Source organism: Thalassotalea sp. SU-HH00458 (assembly GCF_040362795.1).
Taxonomy (GTDB): domain Bacteria; phylum Pseudomonadota; class Gammaproteobacteria; order Enterobacterales; family Alteromonadaceae; genus Thalassotalea_H; species Thalassotalea_H castellviae.
In genome coordinates, this window is the sequence record NZ_BAABWW010000005.1 from 185,184 (window position 1) to 203,588 (window position 18,405).

15 protein-coding genes and 1 pseudogene are annotated in these 18,405 nt (G+C 39.2%); all 16 read left to right on the forward strand.

All coding sequences use genetic code 11. The features are described 5' to 3' along the window. Positions 1-144 precede the first annotated feature (144 nt). Positions 145-2,295 (forward strand): annotated as a pseudogene (locus ABXH06_RS09625) (family 20 glycosylhydrolase); the annotation flags it as partial. Further along, a complete protein-coding gene (locus tag ABXH06_RS09630) occupies positions 2,284-2,673 on the forward strand; it encodes a chitobiase/beta-hexosaminidase C-terminal domain-containing protein (protein ID WP_353518159.1) in 390 nt (129 codons plus the stop codon). The pseudogene ABXH06_RS09625 and the gene ABXH06_RS09630, both read left to right, overlap by 12 nt. 101 nt (positions 2,674-2,774) lie before the next feature. After that, positions 2,775-3,626 carry an ROK family protein gene (locus ABXH06_RS09635; protein ID WP_353518106.1) on the forward strand — a complete coding sequence of 284 codons (852 nt, stop codon included), beginning with the start codon at positions 2,775-2,777 and terminating at the stop codon, positions 3,624-3,626. 195 nt (positions 3,627-3,821) lie between these two features. After that, complete coding sequence (locus tag ABXH06_RS09640; protein ID WP_353518107.1) at positions 3,822-5,294, forward strand: 2-hydroxymuconic semialdehyde dehydrogenase; 1,473 nt, start codon at positions 3,822-3,824, stop codon at positions 5,292-5,294. 35 nt (positions 5,295-5,329) lie between these two features. Then, entirely contained in the window at positions 5,330-5,761 is a 432-nt protein-coding gene (locus ABXH06_RS09645; RefSeq protein WP_353518108.1) for a RidA family protein, read from the forward strand. Between the two features lie 13 nt (positions 5,762-5,774). Continuing rightward, positions 5,775-6,329 carry a 3-hydroxyanthranilate 3,4-dioxygenase gene (locus ABXH06_RS09650; RefSeq protein ID WP_311581506.1) on the forward strand — a complete coding sequence of 185 codons (555 nt, stop codon included), beginning with the start codon at positions 5,775-5,777 and terminating at the stop codon, positions 6,327-6,329. 94 nt (positions 6,330-6,423) lie between these two features. Continuing rightward, complete coding sequence (locus ABXH06_RS09655) at positions 6,424-7,443, forward strand: amidohydrolase family protein (protein WP_353518109.1); 1,020 nt, start codon at positions 6,424-6,426, stop codon at positions 7,441-7,443. A 45-nt stretch (positions 7,444-7,488) separates the two neighbouring features. Continuing rightward, positions 7,489-8,778: a kynureninase gene (gene kynU, locus ABXH06_RS09660; protein WP_353518110.1), complete on the forward strand. Its 1,290-nt coding sequence runs from the start codon at positions 7,489-7,491 to the stop codon at positions 8,776-8,778. After that, complete coding sequence (locus tag ABXH06_RS09665; RefSeq protein ID WP_353518111.1) at positions 8,771-10,192, forward strand: FAD-dependent oxidoreductase; 1,422 nt, start codon at positions 8,771-8,773, stop codon at positions 10,190-10,192. Before kynU ends, ABXH06_RS09665 begins: the two co-directional genes overlap by 8 nt. Beyond that, positions 10,189-11,046: a tryptophan 2,3-dioxygenase gene (locus ABXH06_RS09670; RefSeq protein ID WP_353518112.1), complete on the forward strand. Its 858-nt coding sequence runs from the start codon at positions 10,189-10,191 to the stop codon at positions 11,044-11,046. The genes ABXH06_RS09665 and ABXH06_RS09670 overlap by 4 nt, the downstream gene beginning before the upstream one ends. A 130-nt stretch (positions 11,047-11,176) precedes the next feature. Further along, positions 11,177-12,757: a S41 family peptidase gene (locus tag ABXH06_RS09675; RefSeq protein ID WP_311581495.1), complete on the forward strand. Its 1,581-nt coding sequence runs from the start codon at positions 11,177-11,179 to the stop codon at positions 12,755-12,757. A gap of 131 nt (positions 12,758-12,888) precedes the next feature. Beyond that, complete coding sequence (locus ABXH06_RS09680) at positions 12,889-13,800, forward strand: LysR family transcriptional regulator (RefSeq protein WP_311581492.1); 912 nt, start codon at positions 12,889-12,891, stop codon at positions 13,798-13,800. A 228-nt stretch (positions 13,801-14,028) separates the two neighbouring features. After that, on the forward strand, positions 14,029-14,160 hold the full coding sequence (locus ABXH06_RS09685; RefSeq protein WP_311581489.1) for a hypothetical protein: 132 nt from the start codon (positions 14,029-14,031) through the stop codon (positions 14,158-14,160). Between the two features lie 42 nt (positions 14,161-14,202). Next, positions 14,203-16,653 carry a beta-N-acetylhexosaminidase gene (locus ABXH06_RS09690; protein WP_311581486.1) on the forward strand — a complete coding sequence of 817 codons (2,451 nt, stop codon included), beginning with the start codon at positions 14,203-14,205 and terminating at the stop codon, positions 16,651-16,653. Between the two features lie 201 nt (positions 16,654-16,854). Beyond that, the gene (locus tag ABXH06_RS09695; RefSeq protein WP_311581483.1) at positions 16,855-17,700 is read left to right on the forward strand and encodes a PEP-CTERM sorting domain-containing protein; all 846 of its coding nucleotides are present in this window, start codon (positions 16,855-16,857) and stop codon (positions 17,698-17,700) included. 2 nt (positions 17,701-17,702) lie between these two features. Next, positions 17,703-18,404 (forward strand): phage tail protein, encoded by a 702-nt coding sequence (locus ABXH06_RS09700; RefSeq protein ID WP_311581480.1) that lies wholly within the window; start codon positions 17,703-17,705, stop codon positions 18,402-18,404. Position 18,405: the final 1 nt, after the last annotated feature.

Here is an 18,405-nt window from a genome sequence, read left to right on the forward strand (position 1 = left end):
ATAAAACGTTCGATAGTAGCAAAGTGCGGGTTAAGTGTTGCTTTAGTCACCTTGATTGCTTGTGGTCAGGCAAAAAAAAATGTGGATGAAAGTAATAAACAACTCAATGAAGTAACGGCAATAAATCAAAGTCAGCTTGATCAAATGGCCGCTTCACTTGAGGTGAAATATCAAGTATTGAGTAATATAGAAACTGATTGTCCCGATAAAGATGGTAAAGCGATCAAGTATTGTTTTAGTGCTTATATACACTTTACTTCGCCAGTTGATTTACCTGTTAATCAATGGACGATTCAATATTCACAAGTGTATCCTATTTATGCCAGTCAATCAGACGCCTTTACTATTGCCTTACATAACGGTGATATTCATCAAATAAAACCAACACCAGCTTTCACTGGTTTTAAGGCGGGCGAAAAACAAAGTTTAAAAATTTGGATGGCAGCAACCGTTTTAACTCATTCACAATTAATGCCGAATTATTGGCTGTCGGCTCCACAATTAACGCCTGCGGTGATTGATAGTACCCGCACGAAAATTGATCCGGAAACTCAACTTGAACTCACCCCTTGGATAGTCCCGTATGACAATATTGCTAAACAAATTAAAGCGAATCCAAATGATATTAACGAATACGCTGATGCAGGCTGGTTGTTTGAGCATAATAAAGCTGGTGCAGTGGATAACGTTTCACTAGCGGCGAGCGTTATTCCAACGCCAAAATCTATAACCCTGACAGAGAATCAGTCGTTAAATTTATCCAAAGGATTAACTTTGAGATATCAAGGACTTGATGAAAGAGATATCAGTGCTGCGCTAACTCGATTAACCAAACTCGGTGTGCCACAATCACCTTCAGGAGTGCCAGTTCAGGTTAATATTGCTACTGATCTGAATACTACGGCGGGGGCAAAAGAAAGTTATCATTTAACGGTTTCTGATGCAGGCGTTATCATTAATGCCGCCGATAAAGCGGGGGCATTTTATGGGGTTCAAACGTTAGCAAGTTTATTAACGGTAGACACGCTTACGGTTCCTTATGTTGAGATAAACGATGCACCGAAATATAGCTATCGTGGTCAACATTTAGATGTTGCGCGTAATTTTCATGATAAAGCCATGGTGTTTCGTTTGATTGAGCAAATGGCGGCTTATAAGTTAAATAAACTACACATGCATTTGGCAGAAGATGAAGGTTGGCGTATTGAATTACCGAGCTTTCCTGAGTTAACTGAAATTGGTGGAATGCGTTGTATGGACTTATCAGATACAGCGTGCATGCAGCCACAACTTGGTGGCGCAGACGCAGCGGACAGAGATGGTTTTTATAGCGTCCAAGATTATCTCGATATTTTACATTATGCCAAGGAACATCATATTCAAGTGATCCCTTCGCTTGATATGCCTGGACATTCGCGTGCAGCGATCAAAGCAATGGAAGCGCGTTACCGCAGATTTATCGAGCAAGAAAATGAAGTAGCAGCCACGAAATATTTATTAAGTGATTTTGATGATAAAACCGAATATATGTCGATTCAAAATTACAACGACAATACGATCAACGTTTGTTTGGAGTCCTCTTATGCCTTTGTTGATCGAGTATTGGAAGATTTAATTGCTTTACATGATCAGGCTGAACATCCACTGCAAATGTATCATATTGGCGCCGATGAAACGGCTGGAGCTTGGGTAGAATCACCGGCATGTCAAGCATTGGTTGCTGATACTACGAATGAGGTTAATGATATTAAACATTTAGGAGCACATTTTATTGAACGTGTTGCTAATATGATCGCCAGTAAAGGTATTTCGGTGGGGGGTTGGAATGATGGTTTAGGTTAAACGCATGTAGAGAACATGCCTAAAGACATTTATTCTTATATTTGGGGTTCTTTACCGGGTGGCGCGCACAAAATGGTGAGCGAGCAGGCACATCGCGGTTGGAATGTTGTGTTATCAATTCCTGATGTTTTCTATTTTGATTTTCCCTATGAAGTCGACCCAAAAGAGCGTGGTTATAATTGGGCTTCACGTCGTATTGATAGCCAAAACGTGTTTAATTTTATGCCTGATAATTTACCCATTCATGCGGAATTTCGCGTCGATACTTCTGGTCAACCTTTCGAAATTGATGACAGCATACAAAAAGATGACGCTGGCAATATTATCCATCGACCGTTGCCAGAGCAATTCAAGGTTATCGGTGTTCAAGGGCAAGTGTGGAGTGAAACCATTCGCAGTGAAAATCAAGCGGAATATATGCTTTACCCTCGTATGATTGCTATGGCAGAGCGTGCTTGGCACCATGCCAATTGGTCAGTTCCTTATAATTACCAAGGAGCAAAATATAATAAAGATACAGGTGTCTTTTCTAATGAATTAAAAGCGTTACGGGATGAAAAATGGCAGCTATTTAGTAATACCATCGGGCAAAAAGAGCTGATTAAATTAGATAAGCTTGGCGTGTTTTATCGTATTCCTACCGTTGGCGCGAAAATAATCGACAACCAATTACATATCAATAGCTCTTTAGTGGGTTTACCACTGGAATACCAACAAGCCAACGGCGATTGGCAAAGTTATGCTAAGCCGGTAGCCGTCAGTTTGCCTGTCAAAGTCAGAGCAAGATCTGCAGATGGTCAAAGAGCTGGTAGAAGCTTTACTGTGAACTAATCTCAGTAACTTGTTGCTTTGGATTGAGCCTACATTATTTCCCTGTAGGCTTAATCTCTGAACTGACTTGAAATGATATGATGTAAAAAATTGGCGTATTTATGAATTCTACTTCTATTGTCACTTTAGATATTGGTGGCACAACGATAAACGCAGGCCGTTTTCAAAACGGTGTTATTGCAGAATCTAACGTGCGAAGTTTTGCTGCACATAAAAATGAAGCGTCAATATTAGCGTTTATTATTTTTTGTATCGACAGTGTGAAAAATGACTCAACCAATGCCATCGCGATAGGTGTACCTTGTATTTTGGATATTGAACAAGGCGTGGTTTTTGACGCGGTTAATATTCCAGCGTGGCAAAACTACCCACTTAAAGCTGCACTTTATGCTCATTACCAATGTGATATTTATATCAATAACGATGTTAATTGTTTTGTTGCCGGTGAACATGCTTTTGGTGGAGCACAACCCTACCAAGACGTTGTCGGTATTTGTTTAGGAACCGGATTTGGTTCAGGGTATATTCTCAATCAGCAATTATATGCTGGGCAAAATTGTAGTGCTGGCGAAGTAGGTGGGATCCGTTATTTAAATGGCACTATAGATGATTATTGCTCGGGAAAATTTTTTACTGAACATTATCAAATGACGGGTGCTGAGTTAGCAAAATTAGCGGCGCAAAATGAGCTTAAAGCACTCGAGGCCTTTGAACAATTTGGCGCGCATTTAGCACAGGCGATCTCAACCATTCTATTTGTGTTAAATCCGCAGGTGATCGTGATAGGCGGTTCAGTTGCGCAGTCTTATCATTTATTTATTGAAGCGTTATGGCGTTCACTAGCAAACTTTCCTTATAAAAGGGTCACGAATAACCTAACAATAATAAAAAGTGACTTAGAAAATGCGGCTTTACTTGGGGCAGCGCAGTTGTATCTGACCAGTAAAAGCTGAGTCAAATCTTAGTACAAGGTTTATCGGTTTTACATCATTGTTACGTAAATATCCTCGCATTATTTTTATTTATGACGTATTCATAAAATGAATCATTATTCTTATATTTAATAATTTTTGTTATCAATATTAAAAAGCTACAGTTAAATTCCTACTACACTAATAACGTGTGAAACAAAATTGATAGGAAATTGAATGTCTGCGTCATTACCTCATCCCTTATTACACTGTTATATCGACGGACAGTTTGTTGCAAGCGATTGTTATTTCGACAATATTAATCCAGTTAATGGTCAGAAAATTTCTGAAATTGCCGAAGCAAACAATCGACAAATAGATATGGCTGTTCAGAGTGCGCGGCAAGCATTAAAAGGGCCTTGGGGTAAATTGACGGTTAATCAACGCTGCGATTTACTGCATAAAATTGCGGATCGCATGGTTGAACGTCAACAAGAATTTATTGATGCGGAAATTGCCGATACAGGTAAATCACTCCATCAAGTGCAAACCATTGATATCCCTCGAGGAGCGGCAAATTTTCGCGCGTTTGCAGATATGGCACGCACTCATTCCGGCGAAACTTTTATCACTGAAACCCCTTCGGGTGAAAAAGCGCTGAACTATTCTGTTAATAAACCACTGGGTGTTGTCGCTGTGATCTCGCCATGGAATTTACCTTTGTTGTTAGCAACATGGAAAGTAGCTCCAGCATTAGCATGCGGTAATTGTGTGATACTTAAACCTTCAGAAGAAACCTCTTCAACCGCCGTGTTATTAGCACAAGTGATGGATGAAGTTGGCGTTCCTAAAGGTGTGTTTAATTTAATACTTGGACGGGGTAAGCATATTGGCGACTACTTAACTTCACATGCAAGTGTTGATGCCGTTACTTTTACTGGTGCAAGCGCAACGGGGCAACATATTATGCGCGCTGTTTCTCAAGGAGTGAAACCAATCTCATTTGAATTAGGGGGGAAAAACTCAGCGATTGTTTTTGCCGATGCTGACCTTGATAAAGCCGTTGCGGGCGTGGCACGTTCAACATTTACTAATTGTGGTCAAGTGTGTTTGTGCACGGAAAAAGTCTATGTTCACCGCGAAATTGCCGATGAATTTATTGAAAAACTAAAACAACAAGCGGCAGCGATAAAAATTGGTTACCCGAAAGAAGAAGGTGTTTTGTTAGGACCGTTGGTGTCAAAACAGCATCAAGAAAAAGTGCTTGCTTATTATCAGTTAGCAAAAGATGAAGGTGCAAACTTTATTATTGGTGGAGGTGTGCCGAAATTTCATGATGAACGCGATCAAGGTTGTTATATCGAACCAACAATAATTAGCGGGTTAGAGGACAACAATAGAGTGAATCAAGAAGAAATTTTTGGCCCTATTTGTCATGTTTCAATTTTCGATGATGAAGACGAAGTTATCGAACGAGTGAATAATACGCCATATGGTTTAGCTTGCGCGTTATGGACCGAAAATGTTTCTCGAGCTCATCGTGTTTCCCCACAAATAGATGTTGGTCTTGTATGGGTCAATACTTGGTTTTTACGCGATTTGCGAGCACCATTTGGCGGCGTTAAGCTGTCTGGTATAGGTCGAGAAGGTGGTAAGCACTCACTTAATTTTTACGCAGAGCCGGTCAATATTTGTATTAAAATCGATTAAACCTAGCAGGGTTCAAAAGCTAAAAAGGATTGGAAATGACAACAAACGCAAAAGTCTTAACAGAAAAAGCGGTGCCGCGAGGTAAGTTCCCTCATGTGAAGCGCGCAGGTGATTTTATTTTTATTTCTGGCACCAGTTCCCGTTTACCAGACAATAGTTTTGCTGGCGTTGAAGTGGATGAATTCGGCGCGACAAGCTTAGACATTGCTGTGCAAACCAAAGCCGTGATTGAAAATATTCGCGATATTCTCCATTCAGTTGGTGCAGAGCTTACTGATCTTGTCGAGTTCAGTACTTTTCTAGTCAACATGAATGACTTTAAAGGCTATAACGAAGTGTATAGCCAATACTTTGATTTTGATGGCCCAACACGCACTACCGTTGCAGTACATCAATTGCCTCACCCTCACTTATTAATTGAGTGCAAAGCCGTGGCTTATAAACCATTAACCAAGCAGATGAATTAACTGAGGACAAGTTATGAAAGCTAAGCTAACAGCCTTTAATTTTCAGCGATGGATTGAAGAGCATCAACATCTGCTCAAACCTCCAGTGGGAAATGTTCAAGTATGGCAAAACACCGACATGATGGTGACTGTGGTGGGGGGGCCGAATCAACGGACAGACTTTCATGATGATCCTGTTGAAGAGTTTTTTTATCAACTAAAGGGTGACATGGTGTTGAAAGTGATTGAAGACGGCGACTGTAAAAATGTCTTTATTCGCGAAGGCGATGTTTTCTTTTTACCTGCACATGTCAGACACTCGCCTCAACGACCAATGGCTGGCAGCATTGGTTTAGTGATTGAACCTAAGCGTCCTGCTGGCGAAAAAGACGCCTTTGAATGGTATTGTTTTGACTGTCAGGCCTTAGTACACAGAAGCGAAGTGATATTGCACTCTATCGTTGATGACTTACCTCCGGTTTATCAAGCCTTTTATCAAGATGAAAAAGCCCGAACATGCCCAGAATGTGGTGCGCTTCATCCAGGTAAACAACCACCAGAAGGTTGGGTAACCCTCGATGACAGTTAATATTTAAGCGAGTAATAAACACAAAAGTTTGCCGTTTACTTTAATTAGACATTTCAATAACGCCAATAACAAACGAATAAATAGAGAATTAACAATGAAAGTGATTGATATACATTCACATTTTTTTCCTAAAACATGGCCTAATTTACAAGAGAAGTTTGGTGGCGATGATTGGCCGTGGTTAAAACACTTACCCAGCAAAGGGGAGGATTTTGATAAAGCAATGTTGATGAAAGGCAACAAAGAGTTTCGTCCTATTTATTCTGCCTGTTGGGATGCTGATGTTCGTTTACAACAAATGAATGAACACGGCCTTGAGCAGCAAATTATATCTGCTACGCCAATTTTATTTGCCTACGAAAAACCGATTGAACAAGCTTTATATTGCGCACAGTTTTTTAATGACGCCGCGTTAGAAATTTGTCAGCAAGGTAAAGGACGTTTGTTCGCGATGGCACAAGTGCCGTTACAAGATATTGACGTCGCCTGTAAAGAAGCAAGTCGTGCAATGAATACCGGTCATGTCGGGATTCAAATTGGCAATCATGTTGGTGAAAAAAATATGGACGATGAAGGTGTGCTGACCTTTCTCCAGCATTGTGCAGGTGAAGGTATTCCAGTGTTTGTCCATCCGTGGGACATGATGGCAAGTGAGCGCACGAAAAACTATATGATGGGCTGGACAGTTGGTATGCCTGCAGAAACACAACTATCAATCGTTTCAATGATTTTAGGCGGTGGTTTTGATCAGGTCAGCGAGACATTAAAAATATGTTTTGCCCATGGCGGCGGCGCATTTGCTTTTTTATTAGGGCGATTAGAAAACGCTTGGCATTTTAGAGATATCGCTCGAGGTAAATCACAATTTCCACCGAGTCATTACCTTGATCGATTTTATCTTGATACGGCAGTGTTTGATCATGACGCCTTAGATTTATTGGTCAAAAAAATGACCACGAATAAACTCATGTTTGGTACCGATTATCCATTCCCGTTAGGGGAGCAAAAAATGGGGCAATTAATTAAAACCTCAGCAACACTTTCGCCACCTGAACAACAACAATTATTGGCAACGAATGCCGAACAATTTTTTAATTTACCGATTTCAGTGTAGTGCTGTTGTTAACAAAAGAAACAGCCAATAAAGAATGAGAATTTTATGATTTTTGAAAACAGCTTAAGCTTCGCACAACAGCAAGACAGGCAAGATGAATTGTCGGTTTTTCGTGATAAATTTCACTTTCCGATTATCAACGACCAGCGGGTATTATATTTTACTGGCAACTCGCTTGGTCTCGCGCCAAAATCCGCGAAAGAGTATGTTAATGCAGAAATGGATGAATGGGCAAAATGGGGCGTTGAAGGTCACTTTGAAGCGAAAAATCCTTGGGTGAGTTACCACGAAATTTTAACGCCCGCCAGTGCTGAGCTTGTCGGTGCGAATGAGTCGGAAGTGGTGTGTATGAATTCACTCACCACAAATTTACATTTACTGTTTGTGTCTTTTTATCAGCCAAGTCAGCAACGCTATAAAATTATCAGTGAAGCGAAAATGTTTCCTTCTGATCGTTACTTACTGGAAACACAAGTTAAACATCATGGCTTTTCTCCTGATGATGCCATTATCGAAGTTGCTCCCAGAGAAGGTGAACATCTGATCCGCGAAGAGGATATTCTTGCCGCTATTGATAACCACAAAGACGAGCTTGCATTAGTCTTTTTAGGTGGCGTGAATTATTTTACTGGTCAATTATTTGATATGGAAAAACTCACACAAGCGGCTCATGATGTTGGAGCTTTAGCGGGGTTTGATCTTGCTCATGCGGTGGGAAATGTGCCGTTACAGTTACATGATTGGCATGTCGATTTCGCTGCTTGGTGCACTTATAAATATTTAAATGGGAGTGCGGGAAACGTTGGCGGCATTTTTGTGCATGACAAACATGGCAATAACACTGAATTACCTCGCTTTGGCGGCTGGTGGGGACATAACAAAGAGCGCCGTTTTTTAATGGAAAATACCTTTGAACCTATGTCAGGAGCGGAAGGGTGGCAATTAAGCAATGTCCCGATTATGGGCATGGCAGTATTGAAATCGTCTTTAGATATTTTTCAAGCGGCAGGTATTGAAAACTTACGGGCGAAAAGTTTGCAATTAACGGCTTATTTAGAATTTGTTTTCAATGATATTGTCAGTCAATTTTCTAATATTGAACTGGAGATCATTACACCAACTGCGCCAGAGAAAAGAGGGTGTCAGCTGTCGGTAAAATTAGTGGGCACCGATAAATCATTTTTTAAAGCACTAACCGAAGCAGGGGTTATAGCTGACTTTCGAGAGCCTGATGTAGTTCGATTAGCGCCAACGCCCTTATACAATAGTTTTGAAGACGTTTACTTGTTTGGCCAAACGTTAAAATCATTATTAGCAGGGTGGCAAGATGAATGATTTCTCGAAACAATCGCCATCAGATAAAAGTAGGTGCGAAAAAATAGCGATCAATGGTGCAGGTCCGGTTGGTGCTTTATTAGCCGTTATGTTAGCGAAAAAGGGCTATCAAATAGACTTGTTTGAATCTCGCCCTGATTCTCGAAAAACGAATATATATCAAGGTAAATCGATTAATTTAGCTTTATCGGATCGCGGCTGGAAAGCGTTAAATGCTGTTGGTTTGGATGATGAAATCCGACAACAAGCTATTCCTATGTATTGTCGGGTTATGCACGATATCGAAGGTAATATTACTAAGCAGCCATATGGTACTGAAGAACAAGCGATATGGTCGGTTTCCCGTTCAGGCATTAATGAACAATTAATTGATTTAGCAGAACAAGAACCACAGGTTAATGTGCATTTTGATCATCGATTGGTACAGCTTAATTTTGCTGATAATACTGCGGTTTATCTTAATGAAAATCATCATCAAAAAATTCATGAAAGTGATTTAGTGTTTGGCGCTGATGGCGCGTTTTCAAAAGTTAGGCGATTAATGCAAGAGTTGCCGAAAGAGCGAATAAGTTACAGTCTCGACTATATGCAACAAAGCTATATGGAACTTTCGATTGCTGCCAATGAAGATGGCAGTCATAAACTCGAAAAAAATGCCTTACATATTTGGCCGAGAAAAGACTTTATGTTGATTGCCTTACCAAATATAGATGGCTCGTTTACTTGTACCTTATTTTTAAATCATGAAGGTGAGCTTTCATTTACTTCATTAAATACTAAAGCAAAAGTGACGGCGTTTTTTCATCAATATTTTGCTGAAGCAATGCAATATTTAGCTGACCCTGTAGAAGATTTTTTAAGCAAAACCCCTTCCCCTTTATGTTTAGTGCATATTTATCCTTGGTTAGTGAATGACAGTATTGCGTTGATCGGCGATGCCGCACATGCGATGGTGCCTTTTTATGGGCAAGGGATGAACTGTGGTTTTGAAGACTGCCGAATTTTATCTGAATTAGTCGAAAAGCATGAACATCAATGGGCTGATATTCTTGCCGCCTATCAAGATGAGCGCAAAGAAAATGGCGACGCCATTATTGAATTAGCAAAACGAAATTTTGTTGAAATGAGTGATTTAGCTGGCGATGAGCGCTTTTTACTGCGTAAAAAAATTGAGGCTAAATTTCATAAAATGCATCCTGATTTATGGATCCCTTTGTACGCTATGGTGACATTTTCGCCGAATATTCCTTATAAAACCGCATTACGCGTAGGTGATATACAACAAAAAATTATGGATGAAATTATGCTGATGCCAAATATTGAAGATCATTGGCAGCAAGACCATGTCTATGAAAAACTGTATCATTTAGCGCAGGAAATGTTGGTTAATCAACTCTCAGAGGTGCAACGATGAGCTGCCCACATCAACCGAAAAATAAAAATTATCGAGAAGTCGAATCGTCTATCCATACCGACTTTAACGATGATATGTCCTACGGCGATTATTTAGGTTTAGAGCAAATATTGTCTGCGCAAAACCCTTTATCAGACCAACATGATGAGATGTTATTTATTACCATTCATCAAAGCAGTGAATTATGGTTAAAACTGGCTGGTCATGAACTTAGTGAAGCGATTAACAATATCCAAGAAGCCGATTTTGGTCATGCATTTAAAGTGATCTCTCGCGTTAAACACATTTTTAATCAACTAACCCAATCTTGGAATATTCTTTCGACTTTAACGCCAGTAGATTATTTAAAATTTAGAGATACTTTAGGTCATTCTTCTGGCTTTCAGTCGTTCGGTTATCGGAAATTGGAATTTTTATTAGGTAATAAAAATGCAAAACTACTGGAGGTACACAAATCAAACCCTGTGGCTTATCGAGAGTTAACAGCAACGCTTGAGGCGCCAAGTTTGTATGATGAAGTAATTAAGGTATTAGCGGATAAAAAGTTAATCGAGGATCCTACGCAGTTAAGAACAGATTTTTCTTTGCCGTATCAACAAAATGAAGCGGTGTTAAACGCATGGCTAGCGGTATATAAAAATGCTGATGAGCATTTTGAATTATATGAACTTGCGGAAAAATTAATTGATATAGAAGATGCTTTTCAGCAATGGCGATTTAAACATATGTATACCGTACAGCGCATTATTGGTAATAAAATGGGAACCGGAGGTTCATCAGGCGTGGGCTTTTTGAAAAAAGCGTTAGATATAAGTTTCTTTCCTGAGTTATTTGAATTGCGCACTCACCTTTAAAGTTAAGCAAGGCAAATTGTGGTGTATTAAAATTCCTCTTTGAAAAGTCACATAGCAGTGGCTTTTTTTATCTAACTCATGATAATTTTGCTTGAGTAATACATTAAATGGATTTAAGTAGGAGTAATAAGTGTTTTTAAACGATTTTATTTTACGAAGTTTGTTGGCGAGCAGTGTTTTAGTTTTAACCGCATGTGGTGGTTCTGGCTCTTCAAACGGTTCGAGTGCTTTTGGTGGCAATGGTAGTGGCAATTCTACGAGTACGCCAACGTGGGTAGCAGGTGAATTTACTGCTCATGCGCAACTTGCTAACCAATGTGCTGCGGGCTCTGGCTCAGCAATGACTGAGAAGCTGTGGTTACGTTCTTACAGCAATGATACATATCTTTGGTACGATGAAATTTTAGATCAAGACCCCGCGCCGTTTACGGTATTAGAATACTTTGATGAACTTGTCACCACAGCCGTTACGCCTTCAGGAAAGTTAAAAGATCAATTTCATTTTTCAATGAGCTCAGAAGAATGGGAAAACCTGTCCACGTCAGGTTCATCCGTCGGTTTTGGTTTTAATATTAGTATCGAGCAGGGCGTTGATATTGAAAGAAAAATTACCATTACCTATTCAGATCCTAATACGCCAGCGGCAAATGCCAATGTAGAACGTGGTGCAATTATCGTGGAAGTAGACGGGGTGAATGTCGCCTCAGCAAATGATTCGGCCAGTATTGATACGTTAAATCATGGTTTATTTCCAAGTGAAGATGGCCAAGAAAGCGTATTTCTTATTCATGATTTAGAGAGCGAAGAGCCTCGAGAAGTGATGTTAACCGCGCAAACTATTATTTCTGATCCAGTGCCTATGACTAAGGTGATAGAAACGGATATTAATACCGTTGGCTACATGGTATTTAATGATCATATCGCGACCGCTGAAAAAGGGTTATATGACGCTATTTCAACATTAAAAGCAGCTAATGTTGATGAGTTAGTGATAGATTTTCGTTATAACGGCGGCGGCTATTTAGCCTTAGCGAGTCAGTTAGGTTATATGGTCGCGGGAAATCAAACGGTAAACCGTACTTTTGAGCAAACGATTTTTAACGATAAATACCCTAATACCAATCCGGTTACCGGTAATAGTTTATCGCCAACACCATTTTACCAAGAAACCATAGGTTTTAATGCTGACTATATTCGTGAAGGGATTGAGTTGCCAACGTTAAATTTATCTCGCGTATTTGTGCTGACATCTGCAGGTACTTGTTCCGCAAGTGAAGCTTTTATTAATGGTGTGCGTGGCATTGGTGTCGAAGTGATTCAAATTGGTACGACTACCTGTGGTAAACCTTATGGTTTTTATCCAACAGATAATTGTGATACCACGTACTTTACGGTGCAATTTAAAGGGGTAAATGATCAAGGTTTTGGTGATTATGCCGATGGTTTTTCACCGAGTGATGCGCCGATATATGATACCGATATTCAAGGTTGTGATGTTGCAGATGATTTAACTAAACCATTGGGCGATCAACAAGAAGGCATGTTATCTACCGCTATGTATTATCTTGAAAATGGTCAATGTCCTGAACTTGTTGATACCGAAGTCACCAGTAAAACTGCAGTGAAACAAGTGATCGATTATCAATTTTCAATCGAAGACAAACGCGTTCGTAGTCAGTTTTCTCGTAATCGAATTTTACTCAACAAGTAATCACTTTATTTGATATGATTTAGAAAACTCATTCAGTTTTTGAATGGGTTTTCTTGTGTATGCCCGTGAATAAATGATCACCTGTCGCGCATCGATAAATGAACCTGAGATTCAGATCTGAGATAAAAACAATGGATATCACAAAAAGTCAGTTATCAATTAGTCATTTAAAAATGATTTGTCAGCTAGAACGTTGCGAAACAGTAAAAGAAGCCGCACAAGCGTTATTTATTACACAGCCGGCATTGACTAACCGTATTCGTGAAGCAGAAAGACGTTTAAATACTTCGCTGTTTTATCGCCGCGGTCGTAAAATTATCATGTCGAATGCAGGTAAACGTTTATTACAATCGGCAAAAAAAATACTGGAAGAATTAGCGCGGGCAGAACATGATATCTCACGATTAACCGATGGAATTGAACAAGTATTACGTATTGGTTTGCCACATTATGCTTCGTTTCAATGGTTGCCAAAATTAATCGAAGGCTTTAACCATCAGCATCCTACTATTGAATTAGAAATTTCTTCAGAAGCCGCTAACCAACCCTTACATGCATTATTTAATCATGATGTGGATATTGCCATGATCTCAACAGCCAGCGCGGATCTTGAAATAGATGAGAAAAACTTCAAAACGCATTGTTTGAATCAGGATGAGTTGGTGGCTTGCCTTTCAACTCAACATAAATATGCCAATAAAACCTATTTAACCGCACACGATTTTATCGATGAAACCTATGTAACGAATTCAACGGTGCCTGAAAAAGATCGTGAATATGAATTATTTTTTAAACCCGAAAGTGTGATCCCCAAAAAAGTCTTACAGGTGGGGTTTAACGATGCCATTGTCGAGTTAGTTAAAGCTAATTTAGGTGTCTCAATATTTTCGAGAAATCAATTAAAGCGTTTATCGTATGACTCAGATATTAAGCTGATCCCCCTAGGAGAACATGGCTTAACCTTATACTGGCACTTAGTTTACGCGAATCAGCAATTAATCGCTGAACCTGCTGAAAGCGTGATTGCCATATTGCAAAAATAACCGATATTGCTTCTTGCCACTAAGCTATTTCGCAGTCTTATTCGTTAGCCGTAATCAAAGTATCTATTCAGGCTTGTTGTACTTGAGCTTTTCTATTCTCCCAGCGATTGTGTTCCTCCCTATGACTGTAAATATAATGTCGTTAGAGTTAGGCGTTTTTAATATTGTCGGCGGGAATATAGGTAATCTTACCCAATATTAGTTTTCTAATAATTTTCGGGTAACCCTGTGATTACTGTCTTAATAAGAGGTATTATTGCCGGCGTGGTTGTGACAATATTCACGCCAAAATCTAAGTTGAATACACAACAGGCTTTAGCCAAATTAAATGCCGAGCGTGCAGCAATGGAATCGTTTTAGTTAATTATCTTCAATGGAAACATATTTTATGGGTTTTACATCATGACCTTATTCAGTCACCAGTTATCAATAATAAAAATCATCGTTATCAGCGTTGGCTTGTCTTTTATGTTCTGCGCGCAACAAGCGTTCGCACAAGAAAAGTCGTTAGCTTTGATGCCATATCCGCAGTCGGTAAAATTATTACCTGAAACATATCAATTAACAGAAAGTGTGTATTTTAATGTGCAAGGCATTCATGAAAAACGCCAGCTGTTTATTCAGCAACGCATCACTAGCCAACTAGCAAAGCTTGGTCATCAAGTGACTAAACTACCGCCTGATGATAGTGAAATGATGAGTAAAATTAATCTGATCATCAATCAAGGCAAAACACATGAAAACTATCTTGCAAAACTGAACAGTGATGAAAGTTATCAGTTGAAAATAACTTCACAAGGTATTGATATTTTGGCCAATAATGATTTTGGGGCTTTGCATGGCCTCGCCACACTTAGCCAATTAATTGCAGCGAACCGTTCCTTAAATATTACGACATTGCCACAAGTTGTGATCAATGATTTTCCACGTTTTCCTTGGCGGGGGTTGATGATTGATAGTGTTCGTCATTTCATTTCAGTTAAGGCGATTAAACGTCAACTTGATGGGATGGCAGCAGCAAAATTAAATGTTTTTCATTGGCATTTAACGGATGATCAAGGTTGGCGTTTTGAATCAAAATCCTATCCTAAGTTACACAAATTAGCCTCTGATAGACAGTATTACACACAACAAGAGATCAAAGACGTAGTTCATTATGCGAGTCAGTTAGGCATTCGAGTAGTACCTGAGTTTGATGTGCCAGGTCATGCATCAGCAATTGCCGTAGCGTACCCAGAATTAATGACTGAAAAAAAGCGTTATTCAATGGAAGATGCTTGGGGGGTGTTTGAACCCTTACTTGATCCGAGTAATCCTGATGTGTACGTCTTTATTGATAAAATAGTGGCGGAAATTACTTCGCTTTTCCCAGATGAATATATACATATTGGGGGGGATGAAGTCGATCCAGTGCAGTGGCAAGAAAGTGAGGCGGTGCAACAGTACATGGCTGATAACAAGTTACAAGATAGCCATGAATTACAAGGACACTTTAATGAAAAAGTGCAAACAATACTGGCAAAACATCAGCGGAAAATGATGGGTTGGGATGAAATTTACCAGCCAAAATTGCCAAAAGATATTATGGTACAGTCGTGGCGAGGAATGGAATCTTTAAGTCAAATAGCTGCCAATCAATATCAGGGATTATTATCGACCGGCTTTTATATCGATCAACCACAAAGTAGCGCATACCATTATCGAAATGAATTGTTATCGAAACGGGAAAATTCAGCCGTCATTCCTAGCAATGAAGATACTGTTTCGGCGTGGCAATTTACCATGCCTCGTTTAAAAGGTAGTGCAGTAAAAGGCACACTAGCTATGGTTAGTCGTAATAATTACCTGATCCATGCTTATGTAAAATTAAACAATAATCACTATCAAAAAGTGCAACTTGATCGTCAGTTAGCCTTACACCCAAGACAAATCAATTTTACCATAGACTCTTGGATGGGACCGACACGTGGTGAGTTTGACCTATCTGATCCTGCTCAACTTACTGGCCGTATGTTAATCGGGAATAGTCATTATAATGTAGAAGGTCAACAATTAAGTGACTTTGACTATGCTAACGTTAAATTACTCGCCAATCTTTTGCCAGCACATGAAAAAAATATACTTGGCGGTGAAGCAACGCTATGGACGGAGCTTGTTAGCGAAAAAAATATTGATTTACGGATTTGGCCACGCACATTTGCCATCGCCGAAAGGCTCTGGTCGGCTAAATCAATGCGAAATATCAATCAGATGTATCAACGCTTATTTCAAATTAATATCAGTGCGGCTAAGTTGGGGTTGCATCATTTACAACAACACATGAATGGTATTCGTGGGCTTGTATTTCCAGAAACAAAGATTACCTCTTTGGTGATGTTAGCCGAGCAATTAGAGCCGGCTCATTATTACACTCGTCATCATTTAAAATTTAAAAAAGATCAATATCACCAAAGAGCCGGCTTAAATAGCTTTGTAGATTATTTGCCTGCGGAAAGTTTAACTTTAGTCAATATGCAACAACAACTGAATGCCTATAAAGGAGGCGATAAAGCTGGATTACAAGCGATAGTGAATACTATGCGACGATGGCATTCTGGTTATGAAGAGGTGTTAAAAATCACGAAGAAAAACCCAAAATTATCCACAATTACCGATATTATTTATGATGCAAGAACAATAAATACGTTAGGTTTAACGGTCGCACATAGTTGCTTGGCAGGCGTGAAAATTAGAACCCCAGAAGTAAAGCGGATTAAAAAACATTTATTGAATTTGCATCGCAATGTAAGAGAAATTTCCTTGGCTTCTGGCTTGTTTGTTGAAAAGTTACTTGAGGCTTGCCGTACTCATTAAGTTTTAAACGCTTTTAACAACCATATAAATAATTTACATATCAGTGATTTGTCGCAACGATTTTTTAACAATATGTGTCCATAAAATTTACACTCTGAAGAAGTGAAATGATTGGCTTGTTTTTAAGTTATTGTTTTTAAGAGGATATAGTGTTCTGGTGTAAAAATTGCTTCACATACAAAAATAAAAAAGGAATTACAAATGATAAAATTCAATAAAAAAATACTAATCGTTATTTTTTCAATTTTTACTCACTTTTCCACTTCTGCCACCATCATTACATCAGACCTAACCGTTGAGGGTAGTATTGCCCTCGGTTGGATTGATCCAATTTCGGGGGTGTGGGTTACACCAGAAACAATATTTACTGCTAACATGTCTGTTGGTTCTAATTCTGGCCAAGTTAATCCAGGGGGAATTCTTGGAGGACTAGATGTATCAGGTGACAATACCAGCAATGTCGCAATCACAGATACAGATCAGAAGTTAAGTTTTGACACTACTTTGTTATCGAATGCTGCAGGATATGAAGTTGCTGCTTTAGATTTTAGTTTGTATATAGAAAATAATCATGCAACAGATACTTTTGAGCTTGATTTTGGCTTTGATTTTTTTAACAAAGTCGATACTTGGGCTATTCCTGGTCTTGGTGGTTTTTCTAGCTCTTTGATCAGTCTTTATGATGACTCTGGGGAGTTCTTTTTTTCAGATATTATGTCAGATGTTGATTATGGTAATGAACGCAATGGATTTCTTCTACCTACTCCATATGGTGGTGTCGTTCAAGATTCAGGGCTTTTCAATTTCTCACGTACCTTATTAGCGGGTGAAAGTATAAACATTGTTGGTGTTTTACAGGCATCATTTGGTTTTATTACTGATAGCGTCCCCCCTGCTAAACAAGATTCAACAGGAATGTTAGGGCTTAATGATGTTCGTCAAATTCAAGTTGGCCAACCACCAGTAACTGTACCAGAACCATCTTCTCTACTCTTATTTTTATCAATATTATTATTAACTACACGTACAAAAATAAAAAGGATTTAACTATGAAAAAGCTATATAAAAAAATCGCGTTACCGTTAATTTTGTTACCAAGTCTCTTTTTTGGGAAAAGTGCCTTAGCTTGTAGTAGCTTTGATCCTATGCTCGGAACAATGTGCGTATTTGCCGGTAATTTTGCTCCCCGAGGATATGCATTGGCTCAAGGCCAGTTACTTGCTATCAGTCAAAACAGTGCACTATTTTCAATTTTAGGTACAACTTATGGTGGAGATGGCAGAACAACGTTTGGTTTGCCTGATACGCGAGGTCGTTCGGTTATTGGAGCAGGAAATGGACCCGGTTTGCAAAACTACGCACTTGGTCAAAGAGGCGGAGCGGAAACTCATACATTGCATTTAATACAAATGCCATCTCACAATCATTCTGCTACGACTACTATAGAGAATGATGTTACGGTTGGAGGGGTTGCTGATTTAAATGCAGTTAATGGCCGTTCTTCTAGTAATGTACCAAGTGGAGCAGCATTAGGCCAAAGCCCAAATCGTCAAAACATTTATAGTTCAACAGCACCAAGTGTACCTATGCATGCTGATTCCATTGCTTTAAATTTAACAGGGACAGTGAACTCTACTGCTACGACTACAGTGAATAATAATGGTGGTAATCTACCCTTTAGTATTAGAGCGCCTTATATCGCTATTAATTGGATTATTGCACTACAAGGAACGTTTCCCTCAAGGTCATAAT

Bases quoted from the DNA above. Each gene is read 5' to 3' on its own strand.
- ABXH06_RS09695 (WP_311581483.1), top strand. From the start codon at position 16,855: ATGATAAAATTCAATAAAAAAATACTAATCGTTATTTTTTCAATTTTT.
- ABXH06_RS09655 (WP_353518109.1), top strand. From the start codon at position 6,424: ATGAAAGTGATTGATATACATTCACATTTTTTTCCTAAAACATGGCCT.
- ABXH06_RS09640 (WP_353518107.1), top strand. From the start codon at position 3,822: ATGTCTGCGTCATTACCTCATCCCTTATTACACTGTTATATCGACGGA.
- ABXH06_RS09645 (WP_353518108.1), top strand. From the start codon at position 5,330: ATGACAACAAACGCAAAAGTCTTAACAGAAAAAGCGGTGCCGCGAGGT.
- kynU (WP_353518110.1), top strand. From the start codon at position 7,489: ATGATTTTTGAAAACAGCTTAAGCTTCGCACAACAGCAAGACAGGCAA.
- ABXH06_RS09630 (WP_353518159.1), top strand. From the start codon at position 2,284: ATGGCAGAGCGTGCTTGGCACCATGCCAATTGGTCAGTTCCTTATAAT.
- ABXH06_RS09650 (WP_311581506.1), top strand. From the start codon at position 5,775: ATGAAAGCTAAGCTAACAGCCTTTAATTTTCAGCGATGGATTGAAGAG.
- ABXH06_RS09670 (WP_353518112.1), top strand. From the start codon at position 10,189: ATGAGCTGCCCACATCAACCGAAAAATAAAAATTATCGAGAAGTCGAA.
- ABXH06_RS09700 (WP_311581480.1), top strand. From the start codon at position 17,703: ATGAAAAAGCTATATAAAAAAATCGCGTTACCGTTAATTTTGTTACCA.
- ABXH06_RS09690 (WP_311581486.1), top strand. From the start codon at position 14,203: ATGACCTTATTCAGTCACCAGTTATCAATAATAAAAATCATCGTTATC.
- ABXH06_RS09680 (WP_311581492.1), top strand. From the start codon at position 12,889: ATGGATATCACAAAAAGTCAGTTATCAATTAGTCATTTAAAAATGATT.
- ABXH06_RS09665 (WP_353518111.1), top strand. From the start codon at position 8,771: ATGAATGATTTCTCGAAACAATCGCCATCAGATAAAAGTAGGTGCGAA.
- ABXH06_RS09635 (WP_353518106.1), top strand. From the start codon at position 2,775: ATGAATTCTACTTCTATTGTCACTTTAGATATTGGTGGCACAACGATA.